Source organism: Streptomyces geranii, from assembly GCF_002954775.1.
Classification (GTDB): Bacteria; Actinomycetota; Actinomycetes; order Streptomycetales; family Streptomycetaceae; genus Streptomyces; species Streptomyces geranii.
In genome coordinates this window covers 47,275-61,226 of the sequence record NZ_PJME01000026.1, presented here as the reverse complement: position 1 = coordinate 61,226, position 13,952 = coordinate 47,275, and the positions used below count along the sequence as shown (strand labels likewise).

The following is a 13,952-nucleotide window of genomic DNA, read 5'->3' as shown; positions in this document are numbered from 1 at the left end:
GGGCAAGTTCAGGCCCTGCTGACCGCTGCCAGGATCTCCGGGAGTCGGGCCGCTGTGCGGGGGGCGGCCAGGCGTAGGCCGAGGAGGGTGAGGAGGGTGCCGTAGGACGCGCCGATCGGCAGCAGGAGCCAGGTCCAGCGGTCGCCGCCGGAGTCGACGTTCAGCCAGATGGTGAGGGCGATGACGGGGGCGCAGAGCAGGGCGGCGCCGATCATGCCGCCGAAGATGGAGAAGGTGGCGAGCCCCGCCTGCCCGTGGGCGACGTTCTTGTAGCCCTCCTGCGGGATGGAGTAGGGGAACCGGGCGGAGGACCAGGCCCCGGCCGCGAGCATCGCCCCGAGCAGGGCGAGGGACAGCCCGAGCGCCTCCGGGAAGGTGGCCCAGTCGTCGAGCAGCGCGGTGGTGAGGACGACGACGAGGGTGGCGTACGGCAGGCTGATCAGCAGCAACGCCAGGGCCCGGCCGCGCAGTTCGACGTAGGCGTCGCGGGTGGACGAGATGGTCATCGCGACCATCCAGAAGGCGGAGGTGTCCTGGCCGAACTGGTTGTACATCTGGATGCCGAGCATCCCGGCGGCGAAGCAGGCGAAGTAGATCGAGCCGGTGCCCTGAAGGGCGTTGAACACGGGCACGATGAGCCCGATCGCCAGCGAAGTCACCCACGCCGCCTTGGTCTTGGGGTCGCGCCACGCGTACCGCAGACTCCGTTCCATGACGGTCCCGGTCCGCCCGCCGGGCAGCAGCCGGCCCAGCCCGCCGGAGCCGTGCTCCCGGGTTCCGGACGGCTCGGCGGCCTGGAGGGTGGACCCGTCGGGGGAGGTCATCAGCTGAGTGAGGGTGCGCGACCAGGCCCCCAGCAGCAGCGCCAACGCGCCCGCGCTGACCGCGAGTCGGGCGACGGCGACCCCGTACGACCCTTCGCTCGCCGCGTCCACCGCCCCGATCACCGAGGAGGGCGGCACCCACGCCAACACCTCGGCGGCCGGGTCGAGTTGCCCGAGCCCGGCCGAACCGAGCTGCTGGGCGCCGAAGTTGACGACCTGCGCGCCGATCGCGATGACCAGCCCGCTCAGCACGGCGAGATCGCGGCCCTTGCGGCTGCTGAGCAGCCGGATGTTGGCGGCGGCGACGGCCCGTGCGAGCGCCACGCAGACGAGCAGCGCGAGCGGTACGGCGACGAGCGACACGACCGCCGCCACCGCACCGCGCGCCACGGCGATCACCGACCCGACGAGCAGCGACAGCGTGAACAGCGGCCCTATCCCGACGAGCGAGGCCACGAGCAGCGCCCGGACCAGTGGCCGGGGCCGCAGCGGGAGCATCACCAGGCGGGTCGGGTCGAGGGTCTCGTCGCCGCTGGGGAAGAACAGCGGCATGACGGCCCAGCCCAGCGCCATCACCGCGAGCAGGATGACGGTCACGGACGCGGCGTGCTCGCTGCCGTGCAGAGCGACCAGACCGAGGAACTGGAGTGCGGCGAGCAGCAGTACGACGACCACGGAGGAGATGTAGGCGGCCCGCCGCCCCGCCGACTGCCGCAGCCCGTTGCGCAGCAGGGACAGCTTGAGCCGTACGACGACCGGGGTGAGCGACTCCGCCGTGCTCATCGGGCGCCGCCGCCCAGCCAGTCGAGGTGGGAGCCGTGGTCGCGCCCGCCCGCGCCGACGAGTTCGAGGAACGCGTGCTGGAGGGAGGGCGAGTCGCCCCGCACCTCGGCGAGCGGACCGTGCGCCCGGATGCGCCCGGCCGCCATCACCGCGACCCAGTCGCACAGCGACTCGACCAGCTCCATGACATGCGAGGAGAAGACGACGGTGGCGCCGGAGGCGGTGTACCGCTCCAGCACGCCCCTGATGATCTGCGCCGACACCGGGTCCACGCCCTCGAACGGCTCGTCGAGGAACAGGACTTCGGGATTGTGGAGGAGAGCGGCGGCGAGACCGATCTTCTTGCGCATGCCGGTGGAGTAGTCGACGACGAGCTTGTGCTGGGCCCCGGCCAGGTCGAGGACGTCGAGCAGCTGAGCGGCCCGTTTGTCGACCTCGGCACCGGGCAGCCCGCGCAACCGCCCCGAGTACCCGAGGAGTTCACGCCCGGACAGCCGCTCGAAGAGCCGAAGCCCTTCGGGCAGCACCCCGATCCGCGCCTTGACCTCGACGGGGTCGCGCCACACGTCGTGCCCCACGACCTCCACGGTGCCCTGATCGGGCCGCAGCAGCCCGGTCACCATGGACAGGGTCGTGGTCTTCCCGGCCCCGTTCGGCCCGACAAGCCCCACGAACTTCCCCGCGGGCAACTCCAGATCGACCCCGGCAACAGCAACCTGCTGCCCAAACCGCTTCCAGAGCCCCTGCACGCGCACGGCAGCACCATTGACCATGCGGTCACCATATGGTTTTTAGGGTGCGCGGGAGGCCTTTAGGGGCGCGGGGAACTGCGCGACCAGCCACAACGCACCCGCACCCGCCCTGTGACCGAAACCAGGCAACCCAATAGGCGACTTACCGATCCCGCCCGCACGCATAAGCGAGCGGCGAGATCAACTCCTCCGCATCCGGCAGCCACCGGTTCGCGGGCGTAGGCCGGCAGGCCCACTGCACAGCCCCCTTGGACCCGTACCGAGTAGGCGGCGCGGCCACATAGCCCCCCTCCCCCAGCGCGACCAGGTCGAGAGAAGCAGGCGCCCACCCCAACTTGCGCACCAGATCAGGCACCTTCACAGACGCCCCCGGAAGAACGAAGAACCGCATCCGCCGATCCGGCGTCAACATCACCGGCCCCAGCGTCAGTTCCATCCGCTCCATGCGCGCCAGCGCGAGGAACCCGGCCGTCTCGGGCACGTCAATCGCATCGAACGTATGCCCGGTAGGCAGCAGGATCGACGCCGTCGGCTGTTCGGTCCACAGCCGGCGCGCGACGGTCGCACTGCCCGTGGCCTGCGTGATCCAGTCGGGCCGGGTCGGATGTGCGCCGGGCAGGGCGCACGCGGCGTCGCCGCAGGAGCAGCGCTGCACCCCGTCGACTGCTTCCAGCCACGTACCGGGAAACACGTCCCAGTGGCGCTCTTCGGCGTACCGGACGGCGGTTTCCAAGAGGGATTCGCCGCGTTGCTTGGGGATTTGGGCAGCATCAGGGCCCGCGATGGTCTCTTCCACGATGAACACAACTCTAGTGGGAATCATGAGTTACGCATGTCACATGCGCGGGGGAGGTGCATCGATTCCGCATCTGGGGCGCATGGATGCACGTGCGGGGGCGCGCAGGAGGATCCGGGGCGGGGCTGGGTAGGCAGGGGAGGGGCCGGGCATCCGCCTTTACCCCGGCAATCCTCGTAAGCCTCGTATGCCTCGCATTTTCGGCATGCGTGCGGGGCACTGATCTTCAAGGCCGGATCCGTTCACCGGAACCGGGCACGGAAGACACGTCAACTCGGTGCGTGGGCAGGGCACCGCAGCCACAGGGGGTACGCCATGGCCGCAAGGCCTCTCGTCGCGCGGCAGCCGAACGAACGGTTGCAGGCGCTCATCCAGGAAGCGGGCTGCTCGAACGCCGGGCTGGCCCGCCGGGTCAACATGTGCGGCGCCGAGCACGGCCACGATCTGCGGTACGACAAGACGTCCGTGGCGCGTTGGCTGCGCGGACAGCAGCCGAGGGGCCGGGCGCCCGCCATCATCGCCGAGGCCCTCGGCCGCAAGCTGGGCCGTACGGTCACGATCGACGAGATCGGCATGGCCAACGGCAAGAACCTCGCCTCGGGCGTCGGGCTCCAGTTCTCGCCGACCGTCCTCGGCGCCATCGAGCAGGTGTGTGAGCTGTGGCGCAGCGACGTGGGCCGGCGGGACTTCCTCTCCGGTTCGTCCGTCGCCGCGTCCGCGCTCGTCGAGCCCAGCCGCGACTGGCTGATCTCGTCCCCGGACTCCCAGGTCGCCCGCCAGGCGGGGCCGCGCGTGGGGCCGTCGGACGTGGCCGCGGTGCGCGCGATGACGCAGGCGCTCACCGACCTCGACCACCAGTACGGCAGCGGGCACGTTCGTCCGGTCGTCGTGCACTACCTCAACAGCGTCGTCTCCGGGCTGCTCGCGGGCTCGTACCGGGAGGCGGTCGGCCGTGAACTCTTCGCCGCCGTCGCACGGTTGACCGAACTCGCCGGGTACATGGCCGTCGACACCGGCCAACCGGGCCTCGCCCAGCGCTACTACATCCAGGCGCTCCGCCTCGCCCAGGCGGCCGGGGACAGAGGGTACGGCGGGTACGTACTCGCCGCGTCCATGAGCCACCTCGCCGCGCAGCTCGGAAACCCGCGCGAGATCGCCCAGTTGGCGCGGGCGGCGCAGGAGGGGGCGCGTGGCCGGGTCACCCCGCGCGCGGAGGCCATGTTCTACGCGGCGGAGGCCCGCGGGCACGCGTTGATGGGCGACGCGCGGGCGGCCCAGCTGGCGTCGGGGCGCGCGGTGAACGCGCTGGACGCGGCCGATCCGGAGTCCGGGGACGACCCGGCGTGGATCGCGCACTTCGACGCGGCCTATCTGGCCGACGAGTTGGCGCACTGCCACCGAGACCTCGGCCAGGCCGAGGCGGCGGCCCGCTGCGCCCAGGAGTCGCTGGACGGCCACCCCGAGACCCGGGCCAGGCGCCGGGCGATCGGCCTCGTCCTCCTGGCCTCGGCACAGGTCCAGCAGCGCGAGGTCGAGGAGGCCTGCCACACGGGTATGCGCGCGGTGGAACTCCTGGGCACCCTGCGCTCCAACCGGGGCGCCGAGTACCTGGAGGACCTGCAGTTGCGCCTGGAGCCGTACCGCGACGAACCGGTGGTCCGGGAGTTCGGGGCGCGGATGGACCTGCGGGCGGCGGCGTGACCGGGAGCGTGACGGGAGACACAGCGAACGGCTGAGGTGCTGGTGGGGGAGTGGTCTGGTCCTGTGCTGCGTGAAAGGGGATTCCGGGGACCCGGTAGCGTTAACCGACGATTCCGAAGGTCCCCCATCAGTAGGAGTCCCGGTGACGCAGAGTGGACAGGGCGAGGAGCCCTCGCAGCGCGTGGCGCGCGAAGGCATCGTGCTGCCCTCCGACGGCGGCGAACCGCTGCTGCCGGGCATGACGGGGAGCAGCGTCGGCCGCCCCGTCCCCGCCCAGACCCCGCCACCTCCACCCCCGAACCCGGCCGGCGGCCAGTCCTGGGGACAGCCGTGGGGCCCGGACACGAACCAGCCCCAGGGCCAGGAGCAGTACCAGGGCCAGCCCCAGGGCCAGTACGAAGGTCACCAGGGCCAGTACGAGGGCCACCCGCAGGGTCAGTACCAGCACCAGGCGCCGCCGCAGGCCCCGGCGGCCGACGACTGGCCCGCGGCCCCCGACACCCCGCAGCACCAGCAGCACCAGCAACAGTGGGGCGACCAGGGCCAGTTCCAGCCCCAGCCCCCGTCGCAGCCTCAGCCGCAGCAACAGCCCGAGCAGCAGGCGCAGTCGGCACCGGCGTGGCACAACGACCCCAGGGCAACGGGCGGTTGGCCCGAGCAGCCCGGCTACGGCGCCCAGCCGACCCCGGGCGCCCAACTCCCCGTACCGCCGCAGGCCCCGCAAGGCGCCGCGCCGCTGCCGCCCGCGACCGGCGGCACCCCCATGCCCCAGCACCAGCAGCAGCCGTACGGCCACGAGCCGCACGCCGGTGCGTACGGGCCGTACGCCGCCGCGCCCGGTGCCCCGCTGCCGGCGCCCGTCGACGAGGGCGTCACCCAGTACATACCGCCCGTGCCCGGCAACCCCGGCCCGGTCGTCGACCCGGCCACCCAGTACCTCCCGCCGGTCGCCCCGCACGTGAACGAGGCGGCGACGCAGTTCCTGCCGCCCGTCGGGCCCGGCGCGCTGCCGCCCGAGGCGAACGCCGAGTCGACCACCTACCTGGGGCGCGTCCCGCAGGCGGCCCCCGCCCACCCCGACGCCCAGGCCACGCAGTACATCCCGCCGGTGCCCGCGGGGCCGTACGGCGGCCCCGACGACCGGCAGCCGCCGTCCGACTTCGACAACCTCTTCCGCAGCGGTCCCGGCAGCCGGAGCGCCCCGGCCCCGGCCACCCAGCACCTGCCCCGCATCCAGGCCCAGCAGCATCAGCAGCACCAGCAGTCCGCGCCGTACGCCCCCCAGCAGTCGTCGTACGGCTTCCAGGGCGCCGCGCCCCACGACCTGGACGACCGGGACGGTGGGCGCCGGCGTTCGCGGGTGCCCGTCATCGCGGCCGTCGGGGTCGGTATCGCCGTGCTCGGGATCGGCGCCGGCGCACTGCTGAGCGGCGGCGGGGACAGCGACGACGACGCGGCCAACAAGACGGTCGCGGCGACGTCCTCGGCCTCGCCGGAGGAGTCCGCGGCCCCGGCCGCCGACCCGGCGAAGGCGCAGGCCGTCGAGCTGGACAAGCTGCTCGCCACCAGCAACAACAGCCGCGACGCGGTGATCAGCGCCGTGGCGGACGTCAAGTCCTGCGACAACCTCGGCCAGGCGGCCACCGACCTGCGCTCGGCCGGACAGCAGCGCGGCGAACTGGTCACCCGGCTGTCGTCGCTGGCCGTCGACAAGCTGCCGAACCACGCCGAGCTGACCACCGCCCTCACCAAGGCGTGGCAGGCGTCCCAGTCGGCCGACAACCACTACGCGGCCTGGGCCGACCAGGCGGCAGGCAAGAACGGCTGCCGGAAGGGCCAGGCCCGCAGCACGGGCCAGACCCAGAAGGGCAACCAGCAGAGCGGCATCGCGACCACGCAGAAGGCCAGGGCGGCCGAGCTGTGGAACGCGATCGCGAAGACGTACGGCCTGACCGAACGCCAGTCCACCCAGCTCTGACCTGCCCTGACCTGAACTGACCTGCCTTGAACCGACCGGCCCCGCCCGGGGCTCAGTCCCGGGCGCTCTCCAGCAGCTTCGACGTGTTGACGAAGCCGTCGCGGGCGGCGACGAGCCGGCCGTCGCGGACGATCTGGAGGATCACCCGCGCGTTGACCAGGCGCTGGAAGCCGACCACCGCGAGCGGGTCCTGGAAGCGCCAGCGCAGGGTCGGGGTGAGGCCACCGGTGGTGATCTCCAGGCCGTCGTCGAGGGCCCGCCGGACGGTGGTCGAGGACACCTCGCGGCCGTCCAGCGACTCGACGACCGCCTTCAGGACGGTGTACGCGATCCAGGTCGTCTGCACGCCCGCGTCCTGCGGGTCGATGCGGTTGTCGCCGAAGGCCTCTTCGCTGATGACCTTCTTCATCTGCGCCCAGCGGGCGTCGCTGGCCACCGGGTACCAGCCGGTGATGTACGAGCCCTCGTACGCGCCCGACTTGCCGCCGTTCGCGTTGATCACGGTCTGGTCGACGCTGCCGAGGACGGTGGCGGTGCTGACGGCGGGGTAGTTCTCGCGGTCGCGCCGGAAGGAGTCCATGAAGGTGTTGACCCGGTCCCCCAGGGCCGGCACCACACAGCCCTTCTTCCCGTCCGTGGTCTCGCCCTCGCCCTCGTCCTCGCCGTCGGTCGTCCGTTCGAGGGCGAGCTTCGCCTGTGCCGAGTACTCGGTGGCGTCCTCGGCGGCCAGCTGGTCCAGCGCCGGGGCGTGCCCGCCCGCCTTCAGACCGGCGTCGAGCAGTTCGGGCAGCTGGTCGCCGGCGATGGAGTCGGGGCGGATCAGGGCGACCGGGCCGCAGACGGCGGCGAGTTCCTGGCCGAGGCCGGCGAGGAGGGCGGGGGAGCCGCCGTTGACCGGGTAGGACATCGGGTTGGTGAACTCGTCGTTGGTGACGCCGTACCCGCCTATGTACGGGATTCCGGCGGAGGCCAGCGGGCCGAGGAAGTCGTCGCCGAACTGGCTGTAGGAGCCGACGACCGCGACGACGTCCTCGTCGGCCGCGCGCCGGGCGCACTTCGCGGCGGTCACCCGGTCGTTGCGGTCGTTGCAGGTCAGGACCTTGAGCTTACGTCCGTTCAGCCCGCCCTGGGCGTTGATCCAGCGGGCGTACGCCTGTGCCATGGCCGGCATGCCGGGTTTGTTGGTCGCGTCGGTGTCCTCGGGGGCCCAGGTCATCACGGTGATGTCACCGCTCCCCGAGCCGTCCGAGGAGCCGGGGATGGCCCCGCAGCCCGCGGTGAGCGCGGCGCACAGGGCGAGCGCGCTCATTCTGGAGGTGCCTGCTCTGAAGGCGCTTGTGCCGAAGGTGCTTGTGCGGGAGGAGGTGCGGAAGGTGCTGCGGGTGCGTCGCCTGCCGGTCATGGACAAGCACGATTCCGTCACACAGCCAACCCGGGTGTCACCCTTGGTCAATATCCGGTGACGCGGAGGTGAATTACGGGGGCTGTTGTTCTCGTTTTCACAGGGAACGTACGATCGATGACCGTGCAAGGTTCGGAAGACTCTTCCCGTCGCGGCCGTCGCTCCCCCACCATGGGCGGCATGCCACTCAACGACATGCCGTGGTGGCGCTGGCGCAGCAATGTGCGCTCCGCGCTGCACATGCTCTCCGACCCGGTGTTCCAGCGAGACGTCTGGCTGGCCGGCGTCGACGGATACGGGGACGTCACCGACGCCGTGTACCGCCTGGTCGAGGACACCTGGCTGGACAGCTGGTCCGCCGAGAAATACGTCGGCACGATCTTCCGGGACTCCCAGGAGGCCGCGCTCGTCGACACCGCCGTACTCCGTGTCCTGCGGATCATGCACCAGGTCGGCCCGGACGCGCCCGTCTCGGCCTACCTCGACCACGCGGGCTGGCCCGAGGCGGTCCGCGCGGCCCGGGACGCCCACGTACGCCTGGCGGCGAGCGACGGCGAGGAGCCGGACACACCGCCGCGCACGCTGGAGGTACTGCGGATCCTGACGCGCTCGGCGTAGGGGCTGAGGGCTCCGTCGGGTTGTTCCGGGTGGCGGACGGAAGTCGGCCGTTCGGGACGGATATGGGACCCTGTCCGGCATGAACGAGCAGTCCAGCCAGGCAACGGCCCCCGCGGAGACGTACTCCGAGCAGTACGTCCTCACCCTCTCCTGCCCCGACAAGCAGGGCATCGTGCACGCCGTGTCGAGCTATCTCTTCATGACCGGCTGCAACATCGAGGACAGCCAGCAGTTCGGCGACCACGACACGGGACTGTTCTTCATGCGCGTCCACTTCTCGGCGGAGGCGCCGGTGACGGTGGAGAAGCTGCGGGCGAGCTTCGCGGCGATCGGTGACGCGTTCCACATGGAGTGGCAGATCCACCGGGCCGAGGACCGGATGCGGGTCGTCCTGATGGTCAGCAAGTTCGGCCACTGCCTGAACGACCTGCTCTTCCGCGCCCGTATCGGCGCGCTGCCGGTCGACATCGCGGCGGTCGTCTCCAACCACACGGACTTCGCCGAGCTGGTCGCCTCGTACGACGTGCCGTTCGTCCACATCCCGGTGACGAAGGACACGAAGGCGGAGGCGGAGGCACGCCTGCTGGAGCTGGTCCGGGCGGAGAACGTGGAGCTGGTGGTCCTGGCCCGCTACATGCAGGTGCTGTCGGACGACCTGTGCAAGGCGCTGAGCGGCCGGATCATCAACATCCACCACTCCTTCCTGCCGAGCTTCAAGGGCGCGAAGCCGTACCACCAGGCGCACGCGCGGGGCGTGAAACTGATCGGCGCGACGGCGCACTACGTCACGGCCGACCTCGACGAGGGCCCGATCATCGAGCAGGAGGTCGAGCGCGTCGCCCACGACGTCACGCCCGACCAACTGGTGGCCATCGGCCGCGATGTGGAGTGCCAGGCGCTGGCGCGGGCGGTGAAGTGGCACGCGGAGCGGAGGATCCTGCTGAACGGCCGGCGAACGGTGGTGTTCGCGTAGCGGTGGTGGTGCGGCGGTCGCGCCGGGGACAGGACGCGAAGGGCAGGACGCGGTGGACCCGCGGACGCGTCCTGGCGTCGTCGGCCGCCCTGACCGCGGCAGTACTGGCCTTCCCCCGTGCGGTGCCGAACACGTTCGGCAACCTGGGCAGCTTGCTGGAGGCGTTCCTCCCGTGGCTGGGACTGGCGGTCCCCGCACTCCTGCTCGCGGCCGTCCTGCGCCGCTCGGCCACGGCGCTGGTGGCCCTGCTGCTCCCGGTGACGGTCTGGACGTACCTCTTCGGCGGCAGGCTCCTCCCCGGGGACGCCGAGCGGGCGGACATCACGGTGGCGCAGCACAACGTCAGCGACGAGAACGGCGACCCGGAGGGCACGGCGAAGGCGCTGCTGGACGCGGCCCCGGACCTGATCGCCCTGGAGGAGCTGACCCCCTCCGAACTACCGCGCTACGAGCGGACGCTGGCCGCCGCCTACCCCCACCACGCGGTCGAGGGCACGGTCGGCCTGTGGTCGAGGTACCCGCTGACGGACGTACGACTGCTGGACATCAGGCCCAGGGGGATCGGCGAGGGCTGGGACCGGGGGCTGAGAGCCGGGGCACGCACGCCGTGGGGCGAGATCGCCGTGTACGTGGCCCACCTGCCGTCGGTGCGGATGGGCCCGGCGGGCTTCGCGTCCGAGAACCGGGACGAGAGCGCGGGGCTGCTGGGCGAGGCCGTCGAGGGGGAGCGGGCGGAGAGGGTGCTCCTGCTGGGCGACCTCAACGGCACGCTGGACGACCGGGGACTGTCCCCGGTGACCTCGCGACTGGAGTCGTCGACAGGGCGCTTCGCCTTCAGCTGGCCGACGGGCTTTCCGGTTTCGCGGATCGACCACGTGCTGGCGCGCGGGGCGGACGTGACCGGCCTGCGCACTCTGCCCGCCACGGGCAGCGATCATCTTCCGGTGGTCGCGGGGATCAGGTTCGGGGACGGGTGAACACCGCCGGGGGACGGCCGCCTCACTCCTGCGCGGGCCGCTGTGCCAGCCATCCCACGGCGTACGTCACCGCCTGGCCCAGGTCGAACAGCCGGCAGTCGGCGCGGCCGATCCGGCCGGAGCGTACCGTCCCGGTGCTCTCGTACCCGGCCCCCAATTCCGGGAACGGGGAGGAGTCCAGGAGCACATCGGTGTACTCGTGCCAGCGACGGCCCTCCGGGAGCGGCGCGGCCACGGCGCAGGAGTAGGTGCGCCGGGAGCGGCCCGGGATGCGGTACTCCGCCAGGTGGAAGGCGGTGCACGAGCCGAAGCCGACGCCGAGCAGCAGCACCCGGGCGCCGAGCTTCTCCAGCCTGGCCAGCGGCGAGTCCTCACCCAGATGGCAGTCGAGGGCGTGGTCGGAGGTGATGTATCCGGCCTGTGCGCCGAGTGCCGCGAAGGAGCTCTGCGGATGCGCGCTGCGCAGGGCGCCGGGACGGGTGCGCACCGCCTCGGAGAGAACGCCGACGCCGAAGCTCGGGGTGGTGAGCGGATCGAACGCGGGCATCCGGTCCCGCTCCTCCTCCCACCGCTCCTCGGGCACCGAGTAACCCCGGGTGAGACCCCAGCGGGACGGGTGGGAGTTGTCGGGTGTCTGGGTGTACGTCACGAGGGTCCCGCCGGGCCCGAGCACGTCGAGGAGCGCGTTCACCATGGTGTCGGCGCCGCCCGAGACGGGCCCGACGGCGTGCAGGGCGGAGTGCACGAGGACGGTGTCCCCGGCACGGAGCCCCAGCCCGCGCAGCTCGGCGGCCAGGTCCGCCCGGCCGCGGAGCGATCCGGTGACCACGGGTCCGCGGCGTACGGCGTCGCGTACCCCGCGCACGAACCGTTCGCCCGCGGGCAGGAGTTCACCGCTGTCGAGCAGGGTGCCCGCGGCGGTGTCGGTGTGCCCGCGCCAGGTGTCGTACTCGCGCCGGGCCCGCGCGCCTCCCGTGCCGGCGGCGAACTCGGTGCGCCAGAAGTCCGTCACGCCCAGGTGCGCGTACGTCCCCTGCAGCAGCGCTCCGGCGGGCCGTGGATCGGGGCGCCACGGGGCGTGGTAGCGGGCGTCCGTCCGAGGTCCGTGCAGGGGCAACAGGTCGAGCAGAGCGCCGAGTTGGACGTGCAGGAACTCGTGGACGAGGGTCAGTGCGAGGAGCACCGGATCGTCCGGGAGCGAGGCGCCGACGGCCCCGAAGGCTCTCCTGGCCGCCGAACTCACCTCCGTGCCGTCGGAGTTGGGCAACAGGGGGACAACCGCGGTCAGTCCGGCGGCGATCGCCTCCGCGTGCCAGGGGTGCCGTCGCACCAGCACCGGCCACGCGGCGCGCAGTGCCCGTGTCCAGTCCTCCGCCTGGCCGGCGGTGAGCGGTCCGGCGAGCGTGTGACCGTGGACCTCGCGGAAGGGACCGCTGTCGGCGAGCCGCAGTTCGAGAACCCGCCCGTCACAGACGGCGCGAACGCGGCGCCAGGGCTCGTGCCCGGGGTCCGACGCCGACCGCTCCAGCCAGCCCAGCTCGACGGGCTCACCGTGTTCCAGCGCCGTGACCGCCCGGGCCAGCCCCTCGTCCACATACGGCCGCAGCATGATCCCGCGCAGGGCGGCGCGATCCCGCCGCGACAACTCCACCAGCTCGCGGTACAGCCCCTCGACGGTGCTTTCCTCCGGCCGCCCCTGTGCCGCGAGCCGCAGCGCCCGCAGCATCAGCAGCCGTTTGCTGAACTGTCCGCGCCGGAGCAGTTCCACGGCGCCGGCTCCGCCCCGGGCCCGGGACAGGGCGGTGAAGTCGGTGACGGAGACGGTGTGCCGGCCGGGCGGCCGGGCGGTGGCGGGAGCCCCCGCTCTCATAGGGCCACCTTCCGTCGGGGCGCGGTCAGTTCGGCCACGTCCTGACGCAGCCGGGCGCCGATGTGGTCGACGAGGACCGCCAGGTCGTCGCAGTACACCGAGGGCGCCGAGAAGAGGTCGCCCGCCGGGGCGTAGCGGTGGGCGTACAGGCCGCCGCCGCAGACGTGGGAGCGGACGCAGGAGCGGCAGACCGGGCCGAGCCCGGCGAACCCGCGCTGTCTGGCGCGGAAGGCGGGATGCGCGGCGGCTTCGGCGAAGGAGTTCCGGGACACGTGCAACCCGGTCCCGGGCGCCCCGGGGTAGCTCACCTTGAGCGAGTCGGCCTGCTCGATCGCCCCGTCGGTCTCCACGACGACCAGGTCGACGGGCGTCAGCCCGACCGACTCGCTGCGGGCGCCGCCGCCGAGCAGCAACGCCATGATCTCCTCGAACAGCCGGACCCCGGTCTCCCGCCGGGGGGCGCCGTACCAGCGGTCGAAGACCGTGCGCAGCCAGGCGGCGTACGGGGCGGGACCGGCTTGCGCGCCCGGTGGGGGAGGTGCGGCGGGCGGCGAGGTGCGGGCGGCGAGCCCGGGCGGCGGGGCCTGCCAGGTGGCGTGCGGGAGCAGCAGGTCCAGCCGGGGCGGCGCGAACCGCAGGAGCGCCTCGTACGTCTCCAGCGGATCGGCGGCGGTGTCGATCACGCACAACAGCCCGGCGTACAGGTGCCGGTGGGCCGGATCGTTCAGCAGTTCCAGCGCACGCGCGGTGGCCTCGTGGCTGCCCCGCCCGTCGGGCCGCCGGCGGTGCCGGTCGTGGTCGGCGGGGGTGCCGTCCAGGCTCACCCCGATCCGTACGCCGTAGCGGTCGAGCACGGGAAGCAGCCGGGGGTCCTCGGCGAGCCGGATCCCGTTGGTCTGCATGGTGAACCGGGGTGTCGCGCTCCCGGCCAGAACCTCCGTGACCGTTCCGAGCAGTTCCTCCAGGCGCTCCGCCCCGACCAGCAGGGGCTCACCGCCGTGCAGGACCACGTGCACCTCGGCGAGCCCGTGCTCCCGGGCGTGCTCGGCGATCGATCGCGCCGCCCCGCGCACGATCGCCGGCGCCATGCTCCTGGGCCGCTGCCGCCAGCTCTGGTCGGCCGCCTCGTACATGTAGCAGTACGTGCAGGCGAGGTTGCACCGGCTGTGGATCTTCAGCAGGAACTGCCGGAAGGGCACGCTCTCCGTTTCGCCGGCCGGTGCGGCGGGCGGGGCGCTGGTGGCGGACATCGGCATCGATCGATCGCTCTTGTGGGCA

At 72.4% G+C, this 13,952-nt stretch carries 11 protein-coding genes; 5 read left to right on the top strand and 6 right to left on the bottom strand.

From position 1 onward, the window contains the following. Positions 1-8 precede the first annotated feature (8 nt). The 3 genes from CW359_RS27865 to CW359_RS27855 form a co-directional block, all read right to left on the bottom strand. The gene (locus tag CW359_RS27865) at positions 9-1,607 is read right to left on the bottom strand and encodes a transporter (protein WP_105972909.1); all 1,599 of its coding nucleotides are present in this window, start codon (positions 1,605-1,607) and stop codon (positions 9-11) included. Then, a complete protein-coding gene (locus tag CW359_RS27860) occupies positions 1,604-2,380 on the bottom strand; it encodes an ABC transporter ATP-binding protein (RefSeq protein ID WP_105972908.1) in 777 nt (258 codons plus the stop codon). The genes CW359_RS27865 and CW359_RS27860 overlap by 4 nt, the downstream gene beginning before the upstream one ends. A gap of 121 nt (positions 2,381-2,501) precedes the next feature. Continuing rightward, on the bottom strand, positions 2,502-3,164 hold the full coding sequence (locus CW359_RS27855) for a bifunctional DNA primase/polymerase (RefSeq protein WP_105972907.1): 663 nt from the start codon (positions 3,162-3,164) through the stop codon (positions 2,502-2,504). Between the two features lie 306 nt (positions 3,165-3,470). Between CW359_RS27855 and CW359_RS27850 the strand changes: the two genes are divergently transcribed. Continuing rightward, complete coding sequence (locus CW359_RS27850) at positions 3,471-4,856, top strand: NsdA family TPR-like regulatory protein (RefSeq protein ID WP_105972906.1); 1,386 nt, start codon at positions 3,471-3,473, stop codon at positions 4,854-4,856. 142 nt (positions 4,857-4,998) lie between these two features. Beyond that, a complete protein-coding gene (locus CW359_RS27845; protein WP_105972905.1) occupies positions 4,999-6,834 on the top strand; it encodes a hypothetical protein in 1,836 nt (611 codons plus the stop codon). 52 nt (positions 6,835-6,886) lie between these two features. Here CW359_RS27845 and CW359_RS27840 read toward each other — a convergent pair whose 3' ends face one another. Then, on the bottom strand, positions 6,887-8,236 hold the full coding sequence (locus tag CW359_RS27840; protein ID WP_105972904.1) for an ABC transporter substrate-binding protein: 1,350 nt from the start codon (positions 8,234-8,236) through the stop codon (positions 6,887-6,889). Positions 8,237-8,353: 117 nt separating this feature from the next. Between CW359_RS27840 and CW359_RS27835 the strand changes: the two genes are divergently transcribed. The 3 genes from CW359_RS27835 to CW359_RS27825 all read left to right on the top strand — a co-directional run bounded on the left by CW359_RS27835 (position 8,354) and on the right by CW359_RS27825 (position 10,804). Beyond that, complete coding sequence (locus tag CW359_RS27835) at positions 8,354-8,854, top strand: SCO4402 family protein (RefSeq protein ID WP_105972903.1); 501 nt, start codon at positions 8,354-8,356, stop codon at positions 8,852-8,854. 79 nt (positions 8,855-8,933) lie between these two features. Then, entirely contained in the window at positions 8,934-9,827 is an 894-nt protein-coding gene (purU, locus tag CW359_RS27830) for a formyltetrahydrofolate deformylase (protein ID WP_105972902.1), read from the top strand. Positions 9,828-9,829: 2 nt separating this feature from the next. Further along, positions 9,830-10,804 (top strand): endonuclease/exonuclease/phosphatase family protein, encoded by a 975-nt coding sequence (locus CW359_RS27825; RefSeq protein ID WP_105972901.1) that lies wholly within the window; start codon positions 9,830-9,832, stop codon positions 10,802-10,804. A gap of 22 nt (positions 10,805-10,826) precedes the next feature. Here CW359_RS27825 and CW359_RS47410 read toward each other — a convergent pair whose 3' ends face one another. Both CW359_RS47410 and CW359_RS27815 read right to left on the bottom strand, forming a co-directional pair. Then, positions 10,827-12,674, bottom strand: a complete 1,848-nt coding sequence (locus CW359_RS47410) for an AAC(3) family N-acetyltransferase (RefSeq protein WP_105972900.1) — start codon at positions 12,672-12,674, stop codon at positions 10,827-10,829. Next, on the bottom strand, positions 12,671-13,924 hold the full coding sequence (locus CW359_RS27815) for an FxsB family cyclophane-forming radical SAM/SPASM peptide maturase (protein ID WP_232838628.1): 1,254 nt from the start codon (positions 13,922-13,924) through the stop codon (positions 12,671-12,673). Before CW359_RS27815 ends, CW359_RS47410 begins: the two co-directional genes overlap by 4 nt. Between the last annotated feature and the right edge of the window lie 28 nt (positions 13,925-13,952).